Raw genomic sequence first — 23,300 nt, 5'->3', positions numbered from 1 at the left:
GGCGCGTGAGCCGTGCAACTATCACGTTATCTAGTTTTTGTTAGTCAATAATTTATAACACAACGTCGCCAAGTTTAACTCATTTATTAATTTAATATGATTACCGGCAAACTCACACACGTTATACGGTAATTAAATAGCAAACACAAAAAAGCCCACATATTTTACTATGTAGGCTTTTAAAACGATTTCAGATAGTTGTGTTAGTCCTGCATAACCGCTCGGCGGCCACTAAATGCATGCATTAACGTTGTGCCATCTACTAAATCAAGCTCGCCACCAACAGGTATACCATGCGCTATACGCGAGGCCCCTACTTTATATTTATGGCAAAGCTGGGCAATATAATGTGCAGTGGTTTCGCCCTCAACCGTGGGGTTGGTAGCTAAAATCACTTCGTTAATACCGCCGTGAGAGAGCTTTTGTTCAAGTATATCAAGGCCTATTTCTTTAGGGCCAATACCGTCAATTGGCGATAAATGCCCCATAAGTACAAAATATAAACCAAGGTATTGGCCTGTTTGCTCTATTGCCAACACATCGGTAGGCGATTCAACAACACACAGCACACCACTGTCTTGGCGTTTTGTACTTAAGCAAATATCACACTGCGCTTGCTCAGTAAAAGTGCGGCACGACTGACAATGCCCAACCGCGCCCATGGCTTTGGTCAATGCGTTACCAAGTTGAGTACCGCCTTTACGATCGCGCTCTAATAAATGAAACGCAATGCGCTGAGCCGACTTAGGACCAATACCCGGTTGGCAACGTAGCGCTTCTATAAGCTGCGTTAAACTATCTGAAAGTTGCATATTTGCTTAAAACGGCATTTTCATACCTGGTGGTAATTGCATACCGCCAGTTACTTTGCCCATACGCTCTTGCGTTTCGTCAGCAACGCGGCGAACAGCATCGTTACATGCTGCAGCAAGTAAATCTTCAATCATGTCTTTGTCGTCTTCCATAAGGCTTTCATCAAGCTCAACACGACGCACATTATGATTACCAAGCATGGTTACTTTTACAAGGCCTGCGCCGGCTTCGCCAACAACTTCCATTGTCGCGATTTCGTCTTGGGCTTTTTGCATGCGCTCTTGCATTTGCTGCGCTTGCTTCATCATGTTACCCATTCCACCTTTAAACATAATTTTCTCTCTTTCTTTTAAACTCTAGTTGTCATGAAGATAAGGGCGATTGTATTTAATTACAATGCCTGAATACTGTTTTCGTCAATTTCGGCGCTAAATAGCTGCTGAAATTGTACTATGTTTTCATCAGATGTGATCACATCAATTGCTTGCTGGTGTCGCCCTGCATCTATTTTTTGCTGAATTAAATAAGGCGAGTCAATCACCCCTTTTGCAAAGTTAATACTCAGCGATACGTTATGCCCGTAAATGCTTGATAACGCCGCATCGAGCTTTTGCCTAAGCATGGGCGTATCTAAGTGTTTTTGCGATTCATCCACGTCAATATGTAAACTGTCGCCTTGCTTGGTAAAAATCGAGTGTAATGCAAATTGGCGCATTCGCCCACCAAGCCCCATACGCTTAATTAAATAAGCCCACTCATCTTGCTGATGCGCAAATTTAATCTCGCTAATTGGGCTTTGAAAATCATCAGGAACCGGTATAGCGGGCTCTTGCTCTATTACCTCAGGCTTTTTTTGCGGATTAATTTGCTCCAGCAGCTCAGGCGCTAAGTTTTCAGTAATTGTTTGATGCTTTTCTTTAAAATCAACCTTACGCGCTGGCTGGCTTTGCGTTACTGGCTCAGCTGGCGTTTGGCTCCCTGTTACTGGGAGCGTTGGCTTTTTTTCGCTATCGCCTTGCGCATGGTCATGCCATGGCGGTGAATCGTTTTGTGACTCACTCGCTTGCGGGCTTGTATTGTGTGGCTTTGCTTCGCTGTTAGGCGTAGCTTGGGCAGGTGTTTTTGGTGTTTGCGCTTGCTCAGAGGTATTTACACTCCCCCCTGAAAGCCTGCCTGCCCCCGATATATTTCTATCCCGTAAAATTCGCGCAATTGCTGATTGTGCTTGAGCTTCTTGTTCACGCACACTGCTATCTTTAGCATCGGCGTTTTCAGGCGCGGGTTGTGTGTGTTGCGCTACAGGTGCAGGGTTATAACCTTGATCTACCGCACTGCTCATAACATCATCAAATTGTGCAGCTAAGCTTTGCTCCATATTACTGTGTTGCAGATAAGCATCGTCTTCACTTTGGCGCTCAGCAGCATCGCCACTCTTAGCTATGTGCGCACTTTGCTGCACAGGGCTCGGTATATCGTTTTGCGGGCTTTGAGCCGCAGCTGATGCGCTGTTGCTGTTTTGCTCACTTGGCGAGCGTGTTAGCTGCTCTGTGGGCGGTTGCTCTACTGGTTCATCACTTGTTTGGCTTTGCGCTGTGCTTTGGTTTTGGCTTTTCTCAACCATTACTTGCGGAGCAGGAGTTTCGTCTTGCGATGGTGTTTTATTTTTATTTAATATATCACGCAGCGCATCGGCACGGCCTTTACTACTGGTAGGCGCAGGCATTGCTGCACTTGGTGTGTCACTAGGCTCAGAAAGCGATTGAGCAGGCGTTGTACCTGCAGACTCAAATGCTAATAAACGCAGCATTATCATTTCAAAGCCTAAACGAGGCTCTGGCGCCCATTGTAAGTCTTTTTTACCGTTTAATAGTAACTGGTAATAAACCTGTATTTGTTGAGCCTGGGTGTGCTGTGCAACATGACTAACATAATCGGCGTTTTTATCATCAAGTTGCGCTGCTTGAGGGACAAGCTGAGTTAATTGAATAAGGTGAGTTAATGCAATTAAATCATCAAGTAGTGCAATATAGTTAGGATTACGGCTCGCTACTTGGGCTATTTCGTCCATCAGTGCGCCACCATCTTGTGCTAACAAAGCAGCAAGCAAACTCTGGCTGTAATGTGTGTCCATTAAACCAAGCATAGCTTGTACGGCTTGATTGTTTATGTCGCCGTTGGTTTGCGCAATAGCTTGATCTGTTAAGCTCAACGCGTCACGCATACTGCCATCGGCGGCTTTTGCAATAATACTTAGCGCATCTTTATCAAAGTTTAACTCCTCTTGAGTAAGGACATGCTCAAGCTGAGTTTTAATTTCGCTTTGCGAAAGTGCATTTAAGTTAAACTGTAAACAGCGTGATAAAATGGTAACAGGTAACTTTTGCGGATCGGTGGTTGCTAGTAAAAATTTCACATGCTCTGGCGGCTCTTCCAACGTTTTTAATAACGCGTTAAAGCTATGCTTAGAGAGCATGTGTACTTCATCTATTAGGTATACTTTATAACGTCCACGCGTGGGGGCATATTGAACGTTATCAAGAATTTCACGAGTATCTTCTACTTTGGTGCGAGAAGCGGCATCGATTTCAAGTAAGTCAATGTATCGCCCTGCTTCTATGTCAGTACAACTGCTACATTGCCCACAAGGAGATGCCGATATACCCTCATCACAATTTAAGCTTTTAGCAAAAATACGCGCAATGGTCGTTTTACCCACACCACGGGTTCCAGTGAATAAATAAGCGTGATGCAGTCTATTTTGCGTTAGCGCATTAACAAGCGCTTGCTTTACATGAGACTGGCCAACCAATTCATGAAAGGTTTGCGGACGCCATTTTCTCGCTAGAACCTGATAACTCATCAATTACTCGCCTTCAAACTCAACCAGTTTTAAGATTTTAATACCCATTTTTTCTATACGCTGCTCACCACCAAGCTCTGGTAATGAAACAACAAACGCTGCATCAGTGGCTGTGCCGCCTAATTTTGCAACTAGCTTTGCTGTGGCTTCAATTGTGCCACCGGTCGCTAATAAATCGTCAACTAATAATACTTTGTCGCCTGGGACAATAGCATCAACATGAAGCTCTAATGTGTCTTCACCGTATTCAAGTAGGTAATCTTGGCGAATCACTTCGCGTGGTAGCTTGCCTGGTTTACGAACAGGAATAAAAGGGATCCCTAACGCGTAAGATAGCGGTGCACCAAAAATAAAGCCGCGAGATTCTGTACCAATAATTTTTGTAAAGCCTTGGTTTTTATATTCGTTTATAAAAGCATCGATTGTTGCTTTAAAGGCTTCTGGATTTGCCATTAGTGTTGTTACATCACGAAACATAATGCCTGGTTTAGGATAGTCGGCAATGGTTGCGATACTGTTTTTAATAATAGCGGGTGTTACTTGAGTCATAAGTTTAATTGCTCAATAGTTTATATTTCAAAGCAGCTGATTATAACCTTAACTGACGTTAAAATGCGAGTTTGCTGTTATTAATACCAAGGTGGTTTGAAAATTATAAGGGTGGAGGAAGAAAAGAAGCTTAAGGCTGATATAAACAACAGCCTTAATAGAGCAAGGAGCTTTAAGTTAGGCTTGTGATCCAGCCTAAAATCGCATTTAAACAGCCAATACCTACAAAAACTGCTAAAAAAGCAATAAAGTAAGTAGCGTTAAACGGATCTTTAAAGTCTTTATCATCTGACATTGGTATAACCTTTTTTTAAGCACGACAAATAAGGCTGCCATGATAGACGAAGTAAAAACATCTATAAAGACCTTAATGTTGATTTTTTGTCACGATAATACCGCGCTCGCACATTGCATTAAGTGTACTTAACGCACCATGCGCAATTTGTTGTTCGCTAAAATTAGGCGCATGCACTAAAACCTGCTGGCATACACTCTCAAACTCAATGCCCGCATTGGATTCTATTATTGAAAGTAGCAAGGCGGTCATTGCATTTGTGGCTAAAAACTGTACGTCGTCGTTATCATCTCTGTATACAACAAAGTAATTAGGCTGCTCAGATGGCGTGCTGGGTTTATACTCTGTGCTGATATTTTGCACCGCATATTGGTAGCTTAAATTACGCGCTACACTCGATAAGTAAAGTTCAGAACTGGTTAGTTCAGTGCTTTTTAAGCGTTGCTCGTTGGTATCTTCATTAGCCACGGAAACATCAAGCTCTATCCACTCATAATGTGCTAGCTCCAGCATAAATGCATAATCGTACTCTTGCAGGGTATAGCTGCTCGATAAGTAATTAATAAATTCCCCTGCTATGTCTAAAAAATAAGGCGACTTGCAGTCATGCTCACTAAAAAATGCCCTTATTAATTTTTGCCATTGTTGCTTTGTGTATAAAGTTTTAAGCACCGGAAAACCTGATGAGATGAACCCTGCAATATTATTAAAAAATAAGTCGCGGTAAATCGCCATGCGTCTATCTTCAATATCGTTAGGCTTTGGGTTATGCTCAGGCTCACGTATGTGCGCCATAAACTCATTTTGGCTGTCAATAAAGCTCATATTTCTTCCTTTATGCTAATTGCTGAGTAGGCGATGCGCATAACTGCTTATTTTGTAAATCGTGAATAATATCAAGCTCTTTTGTAAGTGTATTTATACTTGGAATATTAAAATCACGCTCCAATAAGGTAGGAAACACCCCATGCGCTTGGTACGCTTTATCAAGCAAATCCCATACGGGGTCAATAACATCAGCGCCGTGGGTATCAACAATTAAATCATCGGCTTCATTGTAGTGCCCAGCTACATGTCCATATGCAATGCGTTTTGAAGGTAGCCCTAATAAAAACGCTTCGGCGTTGTAACCATGGTTAATTGAATTAACATAAATATTATTTACATCAAGCAGTAGCTTACAATCGGCTTGCTCTAAAATCGTGTTTGTAAATTCAAGCTCAGATAACTGCTGACCAGGCGCCGCATAATAGGAGACATTTTCGATGGCTATTTGGCGCTCTAAAATATCTTGCACTTGTTTGATGCGAGGTACAACGTGTGCAATGGCATCTTCAGTAAAAGGGATTGGCATTAAATCGTACATGTGCCCCTTTCCAGAGCAGTAACTTAGGTGCTCACTGAATAGTTTAATGTTGTGCTGATCAAAAAACGTTTTTAGCGATTTAACAAATTCAATATCAAGAGGTTCAGGCGAGCCGATAGAAAGCGATAAACCATGGCAAACAAAATTATTGGCGTCAGTTAAGGTTTTAAATTGTTTTTTAAAGCGCCCTCCCAGCTTAAGCCAGTTTTCAGGCGCTACTTCCATAAAATCGATTTGCTTTGGTGTATGCGCTAGTAGTTCATCAAGCATCTCTCGACGAAGACCTAAGCCCACCATCCCAAATGCTGAGTTTTGTGTTGCTCTCATCATTATCTCCTAAAACAAAAAGGGCCTTTTGGCCCTTTTAGCATAACGTATATCTGAGTAAATCAGGTACTTAAATCAGCCTGTTATTGGCCGCCACATTTGCCTTCGCCGCATTTACCTTCTTTTTTACCTTTTGCGTCGCCGCCACATTTACCTTCGCCGCACTTACCTTCTTTTTTGCCTTTTGCGTCGCCACCACATTTGCCTTCGCCGCATTTACCTTCTTTTTTGCCTTTAGCGTCGCCGCCACATTTTCCTTCGCCGCACTTACCTTCTTTTTTACCTTTTGCGTCGCCGCCACATTTGCCTTCGCCGCACTTACCTTCTTTTTTACCTTTTGCCTCACCGCCACATTTGCCTTCGCCGCACTTGCCTTCTTTTTTACCTTTTGCGTCGCCGCCACATTTGCCTTCACCGCACTTACCTTCTGCCGCATCAAGCTGGTATCCGGTTACTAGCTGTTGAAATTCAAATGGGTTTGCTTGTGCATCTGCAGAGGCAAAACTTGCAGAGCCAACAACTACTGCACCTAAGGTTAACGCGATTGAGTTTTTCTTTACTGTATTCATTGTATGACTCTCTTATATAAGTGTGTATTAAGATAACGCAAACTAATTATTGTCAATTATGCGTTGCTTGTATAATTAAATAGACCCGCTATCAAATAAAAACTTTCATTTATTTTCATTTTTTTTACTTTTAAATTTATACAAACAAATATGGGCAGTAATTTAAGTTTTATCAAACCATACTTTGCAGGTACACTACGCACCCGTTTTTTCAATAAAAATACTCTATGAAACTTGTTTTAGCGCCTATGGAAGGTGTTGTTGATTTTAAAATGCGCCAACTTCTTACCAATATTGGTGGCTTTGACCTATGCGTAACAGAATTTGTTAGAGTAATTGATAAATGTTTACCGGCTAAAGTGTTTCATCGCTATTGTCCTGAGCTCAATAATAACGGTTTAACCAAAGCCGGTACTCCTGTGCGCGTACAGTTATTAGGGCAAGTGGCCGACGTATTAGCAGAAAATGCGGTTAGAGCTATCGAATTAGGCTCCCACGGTATAGATCTTAATTTTGGCTGCCCTGCAAAAACGGTAAATAAAAGCCGCGGGGGCGCTGTACTGCTAAAAGACCCTGATCATATGTATGACATAATCAAAGCGGTAAGGGATGCGGTCGATAGTAAACATCAAGTAAGCGCTAAAATACGCTTGGGCTTTGATGATGATAGCAATAGCCAAGAAATTGTAGATGCAGTTGTAAGCGCCGGTGCAGATAGTATTGCAATACATGCCCGTACTAAGCGTGATGGTTATAACCCACCTGCATACTGGGAAAAAATCCCCCCGCTAATAAAAGGTAAAAACATAGCCGTGGTTGCCAACGGTGAAATTTGGCAAGTGGAAGATGCCCTACTTTGCCAGACCCGAAGCCAGTGTAGCGATTTAATGCTAGGGCGCGGTGCGCTTTCTCACCCTGATTTAGCGAAAAAAATTAAAGCTCATGTTAATAATGAACAATATAATGGCCTAGAGTGGGAACATATAATTTATCATTTGATTCACTCTGCTATTCATCAAGACCCCACACAAGATGAAAAATATTTTGCCTCTCGTACTAAACAATGGCTGGGTTATCTAAAACGCCAATACCCACAAGCTAATGCACTATTTGATGAAATAAGACGTCTTAAAGTAAAAGGTGATGTAGCACAGGTTTTAAAAAAATACGCTAAGTCTCCGCAACTTGATTCAAATCATAGCGTATAAGCAGCGCAGCTCAGATAATACCGGTATAACGAAACGCTAAATGAAGGTTATACCAATATGCTTTATCAGCAACAACTGCACAGTGAAATAGCACACGTTAAATCAGTAATATTAGCGATGCTGAGCCAATCTGCATACCCTGCCCATCTTAAGCTACGTGACGTTATATTAACTAGCCAGCATAACGAATGGCTTGACACGGCCACCTACCACTTAGGTCCTGAATATCAAACTTTAGTTAATAGGCTGGCAGAATTAGAAGCGGCAATAAGCCAAATTGATATTGGTCAATACGGCTATTGCTGCGATTGTGAAGAAGCAATTTCTGAGCGGTTACTTAAAAAAGACCCTGCAACACAGCGTTGTGAAATGTGCGCTAAGCGCACATAAGCGTTTAAAGTGTTAATAGTTGCTCGGCAAAACTAAAAGCGTGGCCTGGGTAAAGCACACTATCTTCAACTAAATACTGCGCATCGCGCTGTGAAATAGCTAATCGTTTTACTAAGTTCACTTTTGCCTGAGATAAAGTCCATGCATGGTAGTGTATGCCCACATCGGTTTCCATTAGCGCAAGCATTAGCCTTTTATCTTCTGGGCTCAGCTGGCTGTTTTTAGCCATAGCTGGCAATAGCATGTAATCAGTTTGCCAATCAATCCCTTTTACTTTTGGCGCCTTGCTTAAATATTGGCTAATAAACGAAGTACTATGATGCTCGTTATAGCTCAAATTAGGCGCAGTATGCGAGTCAATTTGAAGATGCTGATTAATAGTATCAACCCATTGCAAAGGCGACTTAACTGCCCCACTGAAGTAATTTAGTTTACTTTGATACCATTCACTGCCATTAGCAAGTCCACGTAAGCCAATGCTCCCCCTTGGTTTGTACTGAGCCAAGTAATCATTAAACTCTGAAATCTGGGCTTTTAAATCGCTTACGCTAGATTGTTTTAATTGTGACGTTTGTAAGTAACCCTGTAGGAGGTTTAATTCAACCTTGTTTAATCTCAAATTGCTTTGCAGCGCACTGTCTAATTGATCTTGAGTGAACTTAAGCCACTCAATTACCTCGTTAGCCTTAGTACTTTGAATTTGCGCTGATAATAAGTTCTCTAACACATTGACCTGTGCAGGCCAGCTGAAAAAGCGCTCAGGAAAACGCTCAGCAATAATTAAGTAATTTAGCTGCTGTGTTTGCGCGTTTGAAAGAGTCATTGTTTGTAGGCGCTGATACATCTGATGACGAAGCGATAAATACGCTGAGGAAAAAGGCAGTACTTGTTCAGTGGATACACTTGCAGTGTCTGCAGGCTTTAGCACCGTGTTTAAACTTTTAATACTCTGCTGCGCAGCATCATAAGATTCAAAAGGCGGTGGTTGTTTTGAACAAGCAACCAAAAACAGACTAAATAGGACAGACAAAAGATGCGTTTTATTCATTATAAATTCCAATAAAAAAAGCCCCAAAGGGGCTTTTTATATAATTGCTAAAACAAATTAAAGTTAAATTTTAACACCGTTGCGAGCGGCTTTATCTTTAATAAATGTAGACCAACCTTTAGCAAACTTACGTGTGCGTGGGTCGTCCATTGCTTTAGTAATAGCAGCATAAGCTTGCTTGTATTTAGCTTGGTAGTAGTACGCTTCAGCTAAGTCTGAATAAATGGTGCCTTTTTTGTCAGAGCCAAGCTCTAACGCTTTGTTCAAACGAACAACAGCAGCACTAAAGTTCTCAGATTGTAAAAGTAACGATCCTGCTTTGCGGTAAAGCTCTGCATCGTCGTCAAATTTAGCAGCTTCTTCGTAGTACTTAGCAGCTTTTTCGATGTCTTTAGAACGGTGGTAGTTACTAGCAATTGCGTTAACATTTTGCTTAGTACGCTTAACTTTGTCTTCTTTAATCGCATTTTCAAGGGTTTTAGCCGCTTTAAATGGAATTTCGTTTAAAGAGTAAAAGTTAGAAAGTACTTTGTAATCTACTTCCGCTTCAAAATAGCCATTTTTGAATGCTACTTCCATGGTCGCTAGACCTTTAGAGTAGTCTTCGGTTTGTAGGTAGTATTTACCTAAACTAACCCAGGCTTTTTTGTCATCTGGCCAAACACGTACAATCTCTTCACCAATTTTCACCATGTTGGCGTAATCTTTAAGTTCAAAGTAAGAACCTAATTTTAATTGGTAAGGGGCCTTGTTAGGCTCCTTTTGTAAAGAGATTGCCTTGTCGGCAGGTTTAAAAACATCACGAAACTGACCTAACTGATAGTTAGCTTGCGCGATACGAGTATACACTTTAGGGTCTTCTTCGCCGGTGAAGTCCATCCAAGCTGTATAAGCTTTTTTGGCTTCTTGAAACTTTTCAGTACCTGCGTATAAATCACCTAATAGCTTTAAAGTTTGCTCGTGATCTGCGAAGTTTAAAATATCAGGGGCAACAGCTTGTCTAGAGTATTTAATCGCTTCATCGTACTTCTCTTTTTGCGCGTACATGCTACCTAAGTAACGATTTACAGTCGCTTTATCGAAGTCGTTAGATGCGTCAATCTCTTTTAACAAGGCAATTGCTTCATCAATTTTGTCTTCATTGTACAAGTCAAACGCTTTAATTACCTTTTTACCAGTACGCTCGCCCATGATTTTAGTCTTGGCTTTTTTACGCTCTTCAATTTTAGCGTAATCCGGCGCTGCTAATACAGGTGCAGTTATAGCTGCACCTGACACAGACATAAGAATTGCAAGAGCAGTTACTTTAGATAAATTTCTCATTACTCGCCTCCTTAGCCTTGGTTAAGTTTAAAGTCTAGTTGAACTTGTAAACCAACTTGTTTTTGTGGTTTACCGTCAATAATTTTAGGACGGTATTTCCACTTGCGTAATGCACGTTTAGCTTCACGGTCAAAGATACGTTTTGGTTCTGCGTCAATAACTTGAACGTCAGTCACGCCACCTAACTCATCAATTGTGAACGAAAGTTGTACCCAACCTTCTTTACCATCACGCGCTGCTTGCGTTGGATATTTTGGTTCAATACGAACGATAGGTGTCGCATCACCATCTCGTCCAAATGCACCTGGACCACTTAGTCCACCAGCCGAACTTCCTACATCGATGCTACCCATGTTAAATGACATAGCACCAGGGTTAGGATTGTTATTCTCCGGCTGTGGCGGCTGCGGTTTAGGCGGCTGCTTTGGCGGTGGCGGAGGCGGAGGCGGAACACGCTTCCTCTCCTGCACCTTAGATTCAGGCGGATTCGTCATTATTTCGACTATGATCTGCTCTTTTTGTTCAGTATTACGGTCAGCCCCACCAGAGATGAGGTAAGCCATGAAGTAGAACAAGCCGAAAGTAACTGCCCCACCTGCAATCAGTGAAAACAGAAAACGAATCATTACTGATCTCCAGCTATTGAAATTCTCAGGTTGTCACCTGTCGCTTTGATCTGGTCCATAACTTTAACCACTACGCCGTGCTTTGCTTCTTTATCAGCTTGCAAAATCACAACATCAGTAGGTTGTTCTGCTAATAAACTTTCGATTTTTGCTGAAACACGTTCAACATCAACTTGCTGTTTATCAATCCAGATAGCACCATCACTGCGAATAGCAACAAAAATGTTAGCATTTTTTTGCTTCGTAGCTTGGGCCGCTTTAGGTTTATTGACCTCGATACCAGCCTCTTTAACGAACGATGTAGTTACGATAAAGAAAATAAGCATGATAAATACGATGTCAAGCATTGGCGTCATATCTACCGCTGCTTCTTCTTCTTCACGAAAACGTTGTTTACGTGCCATATTTAATTCTCTCTCTAGTGATGAGGCATGCTATCTACAAGTTTGGCTTTCACCATTCTCGCTCTTGCCTCAAGGCGTGAGCTAAAGAAAACTCCAGATAGTGCCGCAACCATTCCAGCCATTGTTGGGATTGTTGCCATTGAAATACCTGATGCCATTAAACGTGCATTACCAGTACCTTGGGTTGCCATGGTTTCGAAAACCGCGATCATACCCGTTACAGTTCCAAGTAAGCCTATTAAAGGACAAACAGCTACTAATGTTTTAATCAACAACATACGCTGATCTAATTTTTCAGACGCTTCAGAAATCCATGCTTCACGGATTCTGTGTGCGTACCAAGACGTAGTGTCTTGGCGGGCATCCCACTTTGCTACAATATCCTTCGTTAAACGAGGAAATTCAGCAAGTAGGAACCAATAGCGCTCAATCATTAAAACCCACATAAGAAAGAGTGCTATCGCGACCACGTATAATACCTGGCCGCCTGTGCCAACAAAATCCCTGATAGATTCCCATATCTCCATCAGGACTAGCATTAGGCTTTCTCCTTCTCCGCGTGAGTAGCAACGATACCTGCGCTTTGCTCATCAAGGATATGTAATACTGACTTACTACGACCTGCAACAATTGAATGAAGTAGGATAAGTGGTAGTGCAGCAATTAGACCTAGCGCTGTAGTTACAAGAGCTAGAGAGATGTTACCAGCCATGATCTTCGGATCGCCCGTACCGAACAATGTGATTGTTTGGAACGTTAAGATCATACCGATTACTGTACCTAGTAGACCAAGTAACGGTGCGATTGCAGCAAGAATCTTGATGATGTTAATACCAGCTTCAACACGTGGCGTTTCACGTAAGATAGCTTCATCAAGTTTAAGCTCAAGGTTTTCAACGTCTTGGCTCTTGTTGTCATGGTACACTTTAAGAATACGACCCAGTGGGTTGTTTGTATTCGGTGTAGACAAGTTTTTAAGCTGAGACTTGATCTTAGAAGTAGTAAGCGCTAAGTCAACGAAACGTACTAAGAAGATTAGTAGACCAACAGCTAATAAAACTGTAATGATGTAACCAACTTCAGCACCTTGCTCGTAGTATTCCATAAGCGTTTTCTTCTGCGTGTTGATACGTAAGATTGCACCACGAGTCGGGTCAATGTATACGCCAGCGTAATTGTCAGAAGAAGTACCTTCAAGAGCAGAGATACCATCTAAAATGTAGCTATCAGGTTGTTTACCTAAAGGCTGAATAGATTTTGTCTCTGGCGAGTAGATTAAGTAACCTTCGTCAGTAACTAAGTTAAAGTTACCAATACGTGTTACTTGCTTAACTGTAGAGTTGCCGTCAAGACCTGACACTTCAGTTTCAAAAGTAGAAACTTTTGCTGACTCAGTCATTTCTGTTTGAAGTGCAATCCAAAGTTCTTCAAGTTCACGAACTGTTGGAAGCTCTTTAGCAGCTGCTAATGAACGAAGTACTTCTGCACGGCCTGGCTTTTCAGCACTTACTAGTGAAGCTTCGATAGAACCGATAGCGTCTTGCGCTGCACGACGTACAACACCAAACATTTCACCAAGAGTACCTTGTGCGTTTTGAAGCGCTTGCTCTTTTTCAGCTAATGTATTTTCGTTTTGTGCATATTGCTTAGCTAAGCTGTCACCGCGTGCTTTTTCAGACGCTAATTGGCTTTTTGCTTTGTTAAGTAATGCTTGCTTGTCAGCACGTTCTGATAAGAACTCTTGCTCACGTTGCTTATTGATTTTACCTTCAGAGATACGTTCTTGCTTTACTTGCTCAAGAATTTTATCTAAAGCATCAGTATTTGCATGTGCATTAAGCGCGGTACCTGCAGAAACAGATAGTACTGCTGCAACAGCAAAACCTTTAAATAGTTTCTTCATTATTCGATTACTCCGCGCCAAAGATTGGTAGTTTAACAAGTTCTAGTGTCGCTTGCTTACGCGCCATACGAATCACTTCTTTAACTGGTTTTAGGTATTCTTCACCTAATTCTTTCCACTCTTTAGTGTTGTTGTCCCACACCCAAGCGTGTTTTAAGTCAAAAGATTGTGCTACGTAAGTGATACGACCTAAACGACCGATATCAACGTTAATGTTTTTACCATCAACTTCTAAAGTACCTTGAGAAGCAGTTACAGCCGAGCTGTAAGCAGTTTCAACTGTGTATGCTTCAAGAACTTGGCGGAATTTCTCAGACGTCGTTACAGACGCAGAAGCCATGATTTCACGAAGTCTTTCTACACGAGCAAGACGAGAATCAAGATTGAACGGAACGTCCGCTTTGATGAATTGCTCAAGCGTATCGATCATGCGATACATCAAAGGCACAACGTTTTGTTTAGTGTTGTCGATAGTAGCGATTTGACGGTCAAACGATTCGATTGACGCATTTTGGTCAGCGACCAAACGTGCTACGTGATCGTTGTACACTTTCATAAGTTCAGTCTCATCAACAATACTACGGTACTCAGCGATTAGCTCTTGAGTTTGACCGTATACGTTGTCAATTTTAGTTTGAGACTTAACAGCAGCCTTTTGAATTTGCTGACCTGCTTTTTGCACGTCATTCAAAGGATCTGCAATCACATTGCTGCTTGCAAATGCAAAAGCGCCAACCAACGCAGATGCTACAAGACTCTTTCTGATTTTAACAGACATAGTTCCCAACCAATTAAGTAATGTTACTTTTATAATTTAATTATCAACCTTATTAAGGATGACAACCCTGATATCTTTTAATAGATATCAACCCTCCAATAATGCTAAATGCAATACGCCCTGTCAACTTGATGTTAGCTATTCAAAGTAAATAAATACCTTGAAAAAGCTAAAACTAAAGTATTACAAAAAATACTGTTAACATAAATGCAACCAGCATTAAGCCGTTTTAGCATTATATAGCCCCTTTAAAATTAAACACTAGTTAAAAATTAGACACTTACATGAAACAAAAATGCAACATCTAAACAAAACTGAATTGCACCTTAAAAAAAAACAAAAATAATAAAAATGTGACAATTTGATGAACTAGATTTGGTTAAATTAGGCTAAAAACACATCTTAACTTACAAATCCTGCGCTTCATCGTATAAAAATACAACAATTCGAAAGTGGTTTTGAGATGATGTATAAATATTACTGCATTTAAGTTAATGGCTTTAACTTTGCTAAGCCCAAGTTAAGCCTTATTAAAGCCAGTAAAACACTCAGTTAATTACACGGTTTTTTAATACACACTATGCGTGTGGTAAATGTATTGTTTAAGCTTGGTGAAAGTATGCAGATTATGAACTGTTAGTGTATTGAAGCGGCGTTGCTATTAAATAGGGTTTTTAACTATTTAAATGGCAAATATGTTAAACGTGTTTGAAGCTATAGCGAGAAGTAAATTTTAACGTTTGACTGTATTAGGGAGTGAACAAACAATATTAGAGAGTATAAAAACAATGAGGAAGATTTTGAGGAATTATGGTGAAACAGAAAACTGCTTCACCAAGATGAACTAAGGTTCACATAATTAAAATTATGCTACTTCTACGTTCTCAGCTTCAGGGCCTTTTTGACCTTGTTTGATGCTGAAAGTCACTGCTTGACCTTCGCTAAGAGTGCGAAAACCAGAACCAGTGATTGCGCTGAAATGTACAAACACGTCAGGACCATTTTCTTGTTCAATGAAACCAAAGCCTTTAGCTTCGTTGAAAAATTTTACTTTACCAGTAACCGACATACTAAATTTTCCTGTAAGTCAATAATTAAAATTCAGCCATATTATTATGGCTATATCCTCCCTGAGTCAGTGCCCAAAATTCTGGAGGTATAGTACAGGAACAAGTTTTAACCTAACCGGTAACCTTAAACGCAGCACAATATCCGTAAATTCAATACGCAAAAACTCAAAGCAAGTTAAGGTTAACACATTAATTTTTTTTTGGCTCTATTAATTAAGATTTATTTACTCAGAACAAAAATAAATAAAGCATTATGTGTAAGTGGTTATTTTTAAAGCTAAAATTGAACAAAAAACGGCAACTTTGTTGCTCCTAATTGTAACAAATCATGTATAACAGCTTAGCTTTACAAATAAAGTACCTCGTAAAGAGCGTTAAAACTCGCGTAAAGATTGAATTTCAAGCAAATAAAAAGCCGTACAGCAAGCTATACGGCTTTAATACAATGCTACTTTAATGCACTTTACTTAACCTGCCAGTCAATCGTAGCTTCTGCTTTAATAGGCACAACTTGTGAGTCACCAAGTGTGTAACTTGCGGGAACTTGCCAAGGGCTTTTCTCTAAGGTAATTGTATCGGTGTTACGGGCAAGTCCGTAAAAGTCAGGCCCAAAATGGCTTGCAAAGCCCTCTAGTTTGTCCAGTGCGCCCGCCTCTTCAAAGGCTTCGGCGTAAAGTTCAATCGCAGCATGTGCTGTATAGGCGCCGGCACAACCGCATGCAGCTTCCTTTTTATCTTTATAATGTGGTGCTGAGTCAGTCCCTAAAAAGAACTTTTTATTTCCACTTATAGCTGCCGCCATTAATGCTTGTTGGTGAATATTGCGCTTTAAAATAGGTAAACAGTAATAATGCGGACGTATGCCACCAGCTAACATGTGGTTACGGTTGTACAATAAGTGATGCGCGGTAATGGTTGCCGCCACATTTTGGGGTGCGGCTGTCACAAAATCAACAGCGTCTTTTGTCGTAATGTGTTCAAGCACTATTTTCAGATTTGGAAAATCAGCGACAACATCGCCTAAAATCGTCTCTAAAAATACTTTTTCACGGTCAAAAATATCTATTGATGAATCAGTCACTTCACCATGCACTAATAACAGCATGCCCACGTCTTGCATCGCTTCTAATACAGGGTAAATATTCTTTACTGATGTAACCCCAGAGTCTGAGTTAGTGGTTGCCCCTGCTGGGTACAACTTGGCAGCAACAATTTTACCCGTTGCTTTGGCTTTTTTAATTTCTTCAGGTGTGGTTTTATCGGTTAGGTAAAGCACCATTAAGGGTTCAAAGTTGCCCTGCGGCCCCGCTGCCATAATTCGCTCTCGATAAGCTAGCGCTAAATCAGTGCTCGTTGCTGGCGGTACAAGGTTTGGCATTATGATGGCGCGGCCCATGTAGCGGCTAATATCGCGTACTGTATCTTTAAGTTGCTCACCATCACGTAAATGGACATGCCAATCATCAGGACGAGTTATGGTTAATGTGTTTTTTGAATCGGTATTAATGCTCATTACTTTTTTCCACGGCTGAATTTATCCGATCATAGGCATATGGAAAGATCTAGTAAAGTGTTATCTAAACTATTCCCCTTTATGAGTGCTGCAAAATACTATTGGGTTTAAGTTTAACGACGATTACACTCGTTTAAGCGTTTTATTTTGAACATGCTTCAAATTTGGGTTAACTTATCGGTGCTAATACAAATAAAAAGAATAAAATTACCCTATGTCGAATCATATCGATACCTATAAAGCGCTCGAAGTTAAAACTGAACAGCTGAGCATAATAAATCAGTTTTCCTCAAGCTTATTACAGCTCGATACCCTAGAAGAGTTATTTGAGTATGTAACCACTCAAGTAGTAAACCGCCTAGGGTTTGTTGATTGTGTTATTTACCTGGCTGATGAAACACGTTTACAGCTAAATCAAGTCGCTTCTATGGGCATAACCCACGCCAGAGACGAATACCAAGCAGAGCGTAAAATTATTGGCTTTAACGAAGGTATAACCGGTTATGTCGCCCGTACAGGCACAGCTATTATTATTGGCGATGTAACGCAAGACCCTCGCTACATTGCCGATGAACGCCCTGCTCAATCAGAGTTATGTGTGCCACTTATATACAAGGATCATGTTTTAGGGGTTATTGATTGTGAACATCCAATAAAAAACTACTTCACAAACGCCCATTTAGAAATATTGACCACGGTTGCGCATTTATTAAGTGCTAAGCTAAACCAAGTAAACACGGTCAATAGCTTAACGCACACAGTAAAACAGTTAAATGATGCGCAAAAGCTTGAAAACAGCTTACTGCAAATCGCTAATTTAACGTATAAAGCCAGTAACCTAGATACCTTTTTTGAGTCTCTTCACAGCATAATAAATAGCTTACTTCCTGCAGATAACTTTTTTATTGCCCTTTACGATAAGCAAGTAGACATACTCGATTTGGTTTACATCGTTGAAGAAGGCATTCAAACGCACGCCCACAAAAAAATATCAAAAGAGCAATTAAAAGACACAGCTTCGTATTACCTACTAAAATCAGACCGTGTACTGCTATTAAATCAAAACGATTATCAGCAACATATAAATAACGGCGACTTTAAACTTGTAGGCCGTCTTTCTGAATCCTGGCTAGGTGTGCCTTTTAAAGCAAATGATAGAATAAGCGGTGTAATTGTTGTTCAAAGTTACGATAAAAAGCTGCATTACAACGAACACGACAGCGCCCTTTTAACCTACGTAAGTAGGCAAATTAGTATGGCCATAGATAGGCAACTTGCAAGGCAAGAGCTTGAACACAAAGCATTGCATGATGAGCTAACAGGCCTCGCTAATCGCTCGTTACTTATTGAGCGTATTAAACATGCAATTTTGCGTTTATCGCGTGTTAAAAAAGGCACGAGCCACGCCTTGCTTTATTTAGATTTTGATCGATTTAAAAGTATCAATGATTCGCTTGGGCATGAGGTTGGCGATCATTTTTTAATTAAAATTTGTGAGCTCATAAAAGGCACCGTCAGAAACACTGATACGTTTGCACGCCTTGGTGGCGACGAATTTGCTATTTTTATGGAAAACATCACGCACCGAAACCAGGTTAGCGAAGCGTTAAAACGAATAAACACAGCCCTTGCTAAGCCACTTAATGTGGATAGTCATTTATTGCAAGCATCAACCAGTATTGGCATCGCCTTTAGCGAAAGCAGCGACGATAAAGCCTATTTGTTATTACAGCAAGCCGATGCCGCTATGTACGAAGCTAAATCAAGCGGGCGTGGCCAAGTTAAGTTTTTTAATAACACCATGCGTAAAAAGCTCAAAACACATGCCGATATAGAAAACGACTTACAACACGGCATTGAACACAACGAATTTGAGCTTTATTTTCAGCCTATTTTTACTATAGCGACAAGCGAAGTTGTCGGCTTTGAGGCATTAGTGAGATGGCACCATCCTAAAAAAGGGTTTGTGCCACCAAATGAGTTTATTCCGATAGCCGAAACCACTGGGCAAATTATTAACCTCGATTTGCACTTGCTTGACCTCGCAGCCCAACATATTGCGCACTGGCACACATTAGGGCATCGCTTTTTAAAAGTAACGGTCAATGTGTCATCGCGTCATTTTGCCAGCCTCGACTTTGTTGCCCAAGTTCACGCATTGTATAATAAATACCAACTGCCTTTAGGGTCGTTGTGTTTAGAAATCACTGAATCAGGGCTTATTGCTAACCTTGATTTAGCAACCCAAATAATAGAAGGGCTTGCCCCACTTAAAGTGAAGTTATGCTTGGATGACTTTGGTACTGGATACTCAGCACTTGGTTACTTACACCAATTACCTATTCATATTTTAAAAATAGATAAAAGCTTTATCGATCACCTCAACAAAACCAATAACCCATTAGTAGAGGCCATTCTCTCATTAGCGCAATCACTAAACTTTGAAGTTGTGGCTGAGGGAATCGAAACCCAAGAGCAACTAAATATTTTACAAGCCACTCAATGTAATTACGGGCAAGGCTTTTTAAAGTCAAAACCAGTTACAGCACAACACGCCATTAAACTTATCCATAAACCGCTGTAGTAGCTGTTATCCAAAGGCTTACTTTTTCACAACCAAAAGATATAAAAAGTAAGCCCCGTAATACCCATTCGTTTATTTAAGCGCTCAGTTTTGAAGTAATAAAAACATGTTGTTGCTGTTTAAGCTTTAGCCCATTAAAAACAGACCTGTTATTGCGCGTTGTGATAATTACTTATCCCTCTTAAAAACCAGTGCCATTTATTAAGCCGCCCTGCCCATAACGCGATTTTAACAGCCGCTGCATAACCCAACAAAACAACTTGAGCTAAACTCATGCCAAACTCATCAAACCAGTAGCAACCAAAGTACTCACATTAGTTAATTTAACTTTAAGGGGTTATTTTAGTAATTAATCGATTGTTTTAGCCATCTAGACGTTGAAACGTTTTTTGTAAAGGCGTAGTATGTAGTCAATCTGAGCCAAACTCACTTTTCCCTTGAGAATTATTAAAGATGATTGATATAAAACACCTGAAAACTATTGCGACATTAAAAAACACCGGATCGTTAGTTAATACAGCCCGCGAATTATTTTTAACGCAATCAGCTTTATCTCATCAAATTAAAGACTTAGAAAACAAATTAGACTGCCAATTATTTGAAAGAAAAACGCAACCTGTGCGCTTTACGCCACAAGGAATGCTATTACTCGAACTTGCCAACGAAGTTTTACCTAAAGTAGAAGCCACTAAGTGCCGTTTAAAAGAAAGCCTTAATCAACCTATTTCCCAACTGCGCTTAAGTGTTGAATGCCATGCGTGTTTTCATTGGCTGCTTCCTACTATTAAAGAATTTAATAATTTTTGGCCAGATATTAAAATTGACTACGAACGCGGCTTTAGCTACGACGCTATACCAGATTTACTCAACGATGAGCTCGACTTAGTATTGACCTCAGATATACGCGATCCTGATAAACTTGAATACGCTCACTTATTTGATTTTAAATTAAAGCTTATCGTCGCCCCTGATCACGACCTAGCTAAAAAAGCATATGTAACGGCGCTTGATTTAAAAAACGAAACCATTATTTCGTATCCTATTCCGCGCGAGCGACAAGATATATTTAAACACTTTATTCAAAATGCCCGCTTTGACGGCACCTTAAAAAATGTAGATCAAGGCTTATTAATTTTTCAGCTAGTGAGTGCAGGAATGGGTGTAGCAGCGCTGCCTGATTGGTTGGTAACACCTTACGAAAGCCAAGGTTTAATTAAATCTATCCCGCTTGGTGCACTAGGGCTAACCCGCCCTATGTACCTAGCAATGAAAAAAGACATGAAAGACAACCCCGTTTATCGCCATTTTTTAAATACCTGTAAGCAAAATAACGGTCGATAAATCACAAACGAATAAGTAACATAAGGCCTATTGTGTTTTATGTTGCTTGTTATGTTTGAATTAAAAAAATTATTAGGTGGCTTAATTATGCCGCTACCACTATTTGGTTTACTTGCGTTTGTAATGCTAGTTTTGGCGTTTCGTGCACGTAAGCCTGCTTTAGTGATCGCAAGCTTAAGTCTATTGGCGTTTTTAGTGTTAAGTACGCCATTTGCTGTGCATCAACTGATTAAAAACAATGAGCCCGTGTCATTGGCATTTAATGCACTAAAACACCCTACCCTTGATAAAATTGTTGTGCTGGGTTGCGACATAAACCCTAATCCTGCTTTAAGCGCTAATAACCAGCTAGGAAATTGTGCGCTTACTCGCTTGGTAGAAGGGGTTAAGCTTGCAAAAAAATACCCTAATGCAACGCTTATCGTATCTGGCGGTGGCTATGGCAAAGTAACCAATAGCGCGTTAATGAGCCAAACAGCAATAAATTTAGGGGTGAGTAAAAACCGCATAAAACAAAACCCACAGGCAATGGATACAGCCGCAGAAGCCAAACTCCTCGCGCCTAAGCTCGTTGATTTTAAGGTTGCACTGGTTACGTCTGTGCTACACATGCCGCGCTCAATAAACTTGTTTAATGCCCAAGGCATTGAGGTAATTCCTGCCGCTACGGATTATCACAATTTTGCGGCTTTACCTTTGTATAAACAATTTATACCAAATGCTGAGGCATTACGTGTAGTAACGCAATATGCCCATGAAGTGATTGGGAATGCTTGGATAAGTATGCGCCGCTGGATAAACCCAGAGGCGCTGTAGAGTATATATAAATTTATACTGGGTTATCTATATCTATAAAGCTCACATCAAAACCATGTTCTTTAGTAAGTAGCTCACCAAGGGCTTTAATTCCGTAACGCTCTGTTGCATGATGCCCTGCTGCAAAAAAGTCTATATTTTGCTCTCGCGAGCTGTGAATAGTTTGCTCTGAGGCTTCACCCGTTAGGTATGCATCAATCCCCTGCTCTGCTGCTAAATCGATATAACCTTGCCCGCCTCCTGTACACAGGGCAATGGTGTTAATTTTTTCATCGCGTACAACACTACTTAAAGGTTCGCGGTTTAAAACTTTGGCTATTTTATTTGCAAACTCGCTACCTGTAAGTGGAGTTTTTAACCGTCCTTTCATAGCAACGCTATTAGTAACGGGTTCAAGCCCTGTCTCTATTTCAATATCAAGCAAATTAGCAAGCTGGGCGTTGTTACCTATAACAGGGTGAATATCAAGCGGTAAATGATAGGCAAATAAATTAATATCGTGCGCTAACAAAGCCCCTATACGGCGTTTTTTCATGCCTGTAATAGGTTGCGATTCACCTTTCCAAAAATAACCATGGTGGACCAAAACAGCATCGGCTTTTTTTTCTATTGCTGCATCAATGAGTGCTTGGCTTGCAGTCACCCCCGTAACAATCGTTCTGATTTCATTTTTACCTTCGACTTGCAGCCCATTTGGACAAAAATCTTTAATTGTGTGAGGCTTTAAAATGTCGTTTAACAGTTGGTTAAATTCTCTACGTTGCATACTTATTACCTTACTCAGCACTGAATTTTGTGCAAATTTTGGCGTTTATGGGGCTAAAATGGAAGGAAAATCGCAAAAAATTGAAAAACAGTTGGAAAATAGGTATAAATACGGCTTCTTTATCTGTGTTCACAACGTATAGGGTCTCTGATGAGCAAACTAGACAAAACAGAAGTTTTATCTGCCTTTGAAGCTGCATATGAAGCTGCCAATGGTAAAAAACCTGAAATTACTACAAAACCTGGCTGGTACAGCATCGATGGTGGCAAAAACTTACGCCTAGCTGATGTAGCAGAGCTAACGAAAGAATTAAGCTCTGGCAAATCGCCTGCACAAGCTGAGCAAAAAGCGCCTGCGAAAAAAACTAAAACTAAAGCTGCTGCGCCTGTTAAAGCACAAAAAACAGCGCCGTTTACTGTTGTAACACAAAGCGAAGACGGCTACACAGCTGAAGAGCTTTGGATTGTTGAGCTTGCAAGTAAAGATCACGACTGTCGCTTACCGCGCGGTGTTGTTTAAACAACATGTGATTAATAAAAAGCCGCGTTAAGCGGTTTTTTTGTGCCTGTTTATCACCTTCTATCAATTCGCTTTATTAAATAATTTATTTTGAGCTAAAAAAAAGCGGCTAATAGCCGCTTTTTAAACGTGTATTACTGTCTTGTCCTGAAATGTGTTTACACATTTAGGACTTATTTTATGAAAACCACTAAAACTAAAGACGTTAAGCGTACTCAGCGAGATTATACAT

General features: G+C 40.5%; 24 protein-coding genes. 6 read left to right on the top strand and 18 right to left on the bottom strand.

The features are described from left to right. Positions 1-203: 203 nt before the first annotated feature. The 8 genes from recR to MTN96_RS11680 all read right to left on the bottom strand — a co-directional run bounded on the left by recR (position 204) and on the right by MTN96_RS11680 (position 6,779). A complete protein-coding gene (gene recR / locus MTN96_RS11710) occupies positions 204-812 on the bottom strand; it encodes a recombination mediator RecR (protein ID WP_004588121.1) in 609 nt (202 codons plus the stop codon). A 6-nt stretch (positions 813-818) separates the two neighbouring features. Next, entirely contained in the window at positions 819-1,145 is a 327-nt protein-coding gene (locus MTN96_RS11705) for a YbaB/EbfC family nucleoid-associated protein (RefSeq protein WP_004588122.1), read from the bottom strand. Positions 1,146-1,204: 59 nt separating this feature from the next. Next, a complete protein-coding gene (gene dnaX / locus MTN96_RS11700) occupies positions 1,205-3,673 on the bottom strand; it encodes a DNA polymerase III subunit gamma/tau (protein ID WP_248531667.1) in 2,469 nt (822 codons plus the stop codon). A 3-nt stretch (positions 3,674-3,676) separates the two neighbouring features. Further along, complete coding sequence (gene apt / locus MTN96_RS11695; protein WP_004588124.1) at positions 3,677-4,222, bottom strand: adenine phosphoribosyltransferase; 546 nt, start codon at positions 4,220-4,222, stop codon at positions 3,677-3,679. Positions 4,223-4,394: 172 nt separating this feature from the next. After that, entirely contained in the window at positions 4,395-4,517 is a 123-nt protein-coding gene (locus tag MTN96_RS37025) for a hypothetical protein (RefSeq protein ID WP_004588125.1), read from the bottom strand. Between the two features lie 72 nt (positions 4,518-4,589). Beyond that, a complete protein-coding gene (locus MTN96_RS11690; protein ID WP_138578846.1) occupies positions 4,590-5,342 on the bottom strand; it encodes a DUF2063 domain-containing protein in 753 nt (250 codons plus the stop codon). Between the two features lie 10 nt (positions 5,343-5,352). After that, positions 5,353-6,180 carry a DUF692 domain-containing protein gene (locus MTN96_RS11685; protein WP_095206655.1) on the bottom strand — a complete coding sequence of 276 codons (828 nt, stop codon included), beginning with the start codon at positions 6,178-6,180 and terminating at the stop codon, positions 5,353-5,355. A 113-nt stretch (positions 6,181-6,293) separates the two neighbouring features. Next, on the bottom strand, positions 6,294-6,779 hold the full coding sequence (locus MTN96_RS11680; RefSeq protein ID WP_096739419.1) for a hypothetical protein: 486 nt from the start codon (positions 6,777-6,779) through the stop codon (positions 6,294-6,296). A 227-nt stretch (positions 6,780-7,006) separates the two neighbouring features. Here MTN96_RS11680 and MTN96_RS11675 point away from each other — a divergent pair, with 227 nt between their 5' ends. Both MTN96_RS11675 and MTN96_RS11670 read left to right on the top strand, forming a co-directional pair. After that, a complete protein-coding gene (locus tag MTN96_RS11675; RefSeq protein ID WP_054983096.1) occupies positions 7,007-7,987 on the top strand; it encodes a tRNA-dihydrouridine synthase in 981 nt (326 codons plus the stop codon). Between the two features lie 57 nt (positions 7,988-8,044). Beyond that, positions 8,045-8,377 carry a TraR/DksA C4-type zinc finger protein gene (locus MTN96_RS11670; protein WP_248531665.1) on the top strand — a complete coding sequence of 111 codons (333 nt, stop codon included), beginning with the start codon at positions 8,045-8,047 and terminating at the stop codon, positions 8,375-8,377. Positions 8,378-8,381: 4 nt separating this feature from the next. On the opposite strand, the gene MTN96_RS11665 is transcribed toward MTN96_RS11670, so the two are convergent. The 9 genes from MTN96_RS11665 to pyrC form a co-directional block, all read right to left on the bottom strand. Beyond that, entirely contained in the window at positions 8,382-9,425 is a 1,044-nt protein-coding gene (locus tag MTN96_RS11665; protein WP_248531663.1) for a hypothetical protein, read from the bottom strand. Between the two features lie 63 nt (positions 9,426-9,488). Further along, on the bottom strand, positions 9,489-10,748 hold the full coding sequence (locus MTN96_RS11660; protein WP_004588132.1) for a hypothetical protein: 1,260 nt from the start codon (positions 10,746-10,748) through the stop codon (positions 9,489-9,491). Between the two features lie 11 nt (positions 10,749-10,759). After that, positions 10,760-11,374 (bottom strand): energy transducer TonB, encoded by a 615-nt coding sequence (locus MTN96_RS11655; RefSeq protein ID WP_004588133.1) that lies wholly within the window; start codon positions 11,372-11,374, stop codon positions 10,760-10,762. Further along, a complete protein-coding gene (locus MTN96_RS11650; protein WP_004588134.1) occupies positions 11,374-11,778 on the bottom strand; it encodes a biopolymer transporter ExbD in 405 nt (134 codons plus the stop codon). Before MTN96_RS11650 ends, MTN96_RS11655 begins: the two co-directional genes overlap by 1 nt. Before the next feature lie 14 nt (positions 11,779-11,792). Then, positions 11,793-12,317, bottom strand: coding sequence for a MotA/TolQ/ExbB proton channel family protein (locus tag MTN96_RS11645; protein ID WP_004588135.1), 525 nt, complete (start codon positions 12,315-12,317; stop codon positions 11,793-11,795). Beyond that, positions 12,317-13,681 (bottom strand): MotA/TolQ/ExbB proton channel family protein, encoded by a 1,365-nt coding sequence (locus MTN96_RS11640; RefSeq protein WP_004588136.1) that lies wholly within the window; start codon positions 13,679-13,681, stop codon positions 12,317-12,319. The genes MTN96_RS11645 and MTN96_RS11640 overlap by 1 nt, the downstream gene beginning before the upstream one ends. A 7-nt stretch (positions 13,682-13,688) precedes the next feature. Beyond that, positions 13,689-14,459 carry a DUF3450 domain-containing protein gene (locus tag MTN96_RS11635; protein WP_004588137.1) on the bottom strand — a complete coding sequence of 257 codons (771 nt, stop codon included), beginning with the start codon at positions 14,457-14,459 and terminating at the stop codon, positions 13,689-13,691. Positions 14,460-15,324: 865 nt separating this feature from the next. Further along, complete coding sequence (locus tag MTN96_RS11630) at positions 15,325-15,528, bottom strand: cold-shock protein (protein WP_004588138.1); 204 nt, start codon at positions 15,526-15,528, stop codon at positions 15,325-15,327. Positions 15,529-15,992: 464 nt separating this feature from the next. Continuing rightward, positions 15,993-17,042, bottom strand: coding sequence for a dihydroorotase (gene pyrC, locus MTN96_RS11625; RefSeq protein ID WP_064386682.1), 1,050 nt, complete (start codon positions 17,040-17,042; stop codon positions 15,993-15,995). Between the two features lie 214 nt (positions 17,043-17,256). On the opposite strand from pyrC, the gene MTN96_RS11620 reads away from it, so the two are divergent. The 3 genes from MTN96_RS11620 to MTN96_RS11610 all read left to right on the top strand — a co-directional run bounded on the left by MTN96_RS11620 (position 17,257) and on the right by MTN96_RS11610 (position 21,783). Beyond that, positions 17,257-19,626, top strand: coding sequence for a GGDEF domain-containing protein (locus MTN96_RS11620; protein WP_248531661.1), 2,370 nt, complete (start codon positions 17,257-17,259; stop codon positions 19,624-19,626). Between the two features lie 453 nt (positions 19,627-20,079). Further along, on the top strand, positions 20,080-20,967 hold the full coding sequence (locus MTN96_RS11615) for a LysR substrate-binding domain-containing protein (protein WP_248531659.1): 888 nt from the start codon (positions 20,080-20,082) through the stop codon (positions 20,965-20,967). Between the two features lie 51 nt (positions 20,968-21,018). Beyond that, the gene (locus tag MTN96_RS11610) at positions 21,019-21,783 is read left to right on the top strand and encodes a YdcF family protein (RefSeq protein ID WP_248531657.1); all 765 of its coding nucleotides are present in this window, start codon (positions 21,019-21,021) and stop codon (positions 21,781-21,783) included. Positions 21,784-21,796: 13 nt separating this feature from the next. Here the strand turns inward: MTN96_RS11610 and MTN96_RS11605 are convergent, their stop codons facing one another. Continuing rightward, the gene (locus MTN96_RS11605; protein WP_248531655.1) at positions 21,797-22,549 is read right to left on the bottom strand and encodes a Nif3-like dinuclear metal center hexameric protein; all 753 of its coding nucleotides are present in this window, start codon (positions 22,547-22,549) and stop codon (positions 21,797-21,799) included. Between the two features lie 150 nt (positions 22,550-22,699). On the opposite strand from MTN96_RS11605, the gene MTN96_RS11600 reads away from it, so the two are divergent. Continuing rightward, complete coding sequence (locus MTN96_RS11600) at positions 22,700-23,068, top strand: hypothetical protein (protein ID WP_004588144.1); 369 nt, start codon at positions 22,700-22,702, stop codon at positions 23,066-23,068. The last annotated feature ends 232 nt before the right edge of the window (positions 23,069-23,300 follow it).

The organism is Pseudoalteromonas sp. 2CM28B, assembly GCF_023161935.1.
This window is presented reverse-complemented; position numbering and strand designations above follow the sequence as displayed.

Coding starts and splice junctions, on each gene's coding strand:
- recR (WP_004588121.1), bottom strand. CDS start 812: ATGCAACTTTCAGATAGTTTAACGCAGCTTATAGAAGCGCTACGTTGC.
- MTN96_RS11705 (WP_004588122.1), bottom strand. CDS start 1,145: ATGTTTAAAGGTGGAATGGGTAACATGATGAAGCAAGCGCAGCAAATG.
- dnaX (WP_248531667.1), bottom strand. CDS start 3,673: ATGAGTTATCAGGTTCTAGCGAGAAAATGGCGTCCGCAAACCTTTCAT.
- apt (WP_004588124.1), bottom strand. CDS start 4,222: ATGACTCAAGTAACACCCGCTATTATTAAAAACAGTATCGCAACCATT.
- MTN96_RS37025 (WP_004588125.1), bottom strand. CDS start 4,517: ATGTCAGATGATAAAGACTTTAAAGATCCGTTTAACGCTACTTACTTT.
- MTN96_RS11690 (WP_138578846.1), bottom strand. CDS start 5,342: ATGAGCTTTATTGACAGCCAAAATGAGTTTATGGCGCACATACGTGAG.
- MTN96_RS11685 (WP_095206655.1), bottom strand. CDS start 6,180: ATGGTGGGCTTAGGTCTTCGTCGAGAGATGCTTGATGAACTACTAGCG.
- MTN96_RS11680 (WP_096739419.1), bottom strand. CDS start 6,779: ATGAATACAGTAAAGAAAAACTCAATCGCGTTAACCTTAGGTGCAGTA.
- MTN96_RS11675 (WP_054983096.1), top strand. CDS start 7,007: ATGAAACTTGTTTTAGCGCCTATGGAAGGTGTTGTTGATTTTAAAATG.
- MTN96_RS11670 (WP_248531665.1), top strand. CDS start 8,045: ATGCTTTATCAGCAACAACTGCACAGTGAAATAGCACACGTTAAATCA.
- MTN96_RS11665 (WP_248531663.1), bottom strand. CDS start 9,425: ATGAATAAAACGCATCTTTTGTCTGTCCTATTTAGTCTGTTTTTGGTT.
- MTN96_RS11660 (WP_004588132.1), bottom strand. CDS start 10,748: ATGAGAAATTTATCTAAAGTAACTGCTCTTGCAATTCTTATGTCTGTG.
- MTN96_RS11655 (WP_004588133.1), bottom strand. CDS start 11,374: ATGATTCGTTTTCTGTTTTCACTGATTGCAGGTGGGGCAGTTACTTTC.
- MTN96_RS11650 (WP_004588134.1), bottom strand. CDS start 11,778: ATGGCACGTAAACAACGTTTTCGTGAAGAAGAAGAAGCAGCGGTAGAT.
- MTN96_RS11645 (WP_004588135.1), bottom strand. CDS start 12,317: ATGCTAGTCCTGATGGAGATATGGGAATCTATCAGGGATTTTGTTGGC.
- MTN96_RS11640 (WP_004588136.1), bottom strand. CDS start 13,681: ATGAAGAAACTATTTAAAGGTTTTGCTGTTGCAGCAGTACTATCTGTT.
- MTN96_RS11635 (WP_004588137.1), bottom strand. CDS start 14,459: ATGTCTGTTAAAATCAGAAAGAGTCTTGTAGCATCTGCGTTGGTTGGC.
- MTN96_RS11630 (WP_004588138.1), bottom strand. CDS start 15,528: ATGTCGGTTACTGGTAAAGTAAAATTTTTCAACGAAGCTAAAGGCTTT.
- pyrC (WP_064386682.1), bottom strand. CDS start 17,042: ATGAGCATTAATACCGATTCAAAAAACACATTAACCATAACTCGTCCT.
- MTN96_RS11620 (WP_248531661.1), top strand. CDS start 17,257: ATGTCGAATCATATCGATACCTATAAAGCGCTCGAAGTTAAAACTGAA.
- MTN96_RS11615 (WP_248531659.1), top strand. CDS start 20,080: ATGATTGATATAAAACACCTGAAAACTATTGCGACATTAAAAAACACC.
- MTN96_RS11610 (WP_248531657.1), top strand. CDS start 21,019: ATGTTTGAATTAAAAAAATTATTAGGTGGCTTAATTATGCCGCTACCA.
- MTN96_RS11605 (WP_248531655.1), bottom strand. CDS start 22,549: ATGCAACGTAGAGAATTTAACCAACTGTTAAACGACATTTTAAAGCCT.
- MTN96_RS11600 (WP_004588144.1), top strand. CDS start 22,700: ATGAGCAAACTAGACAAAACAGAAGTTTTATCTGCCTTTGAAGCTGCA.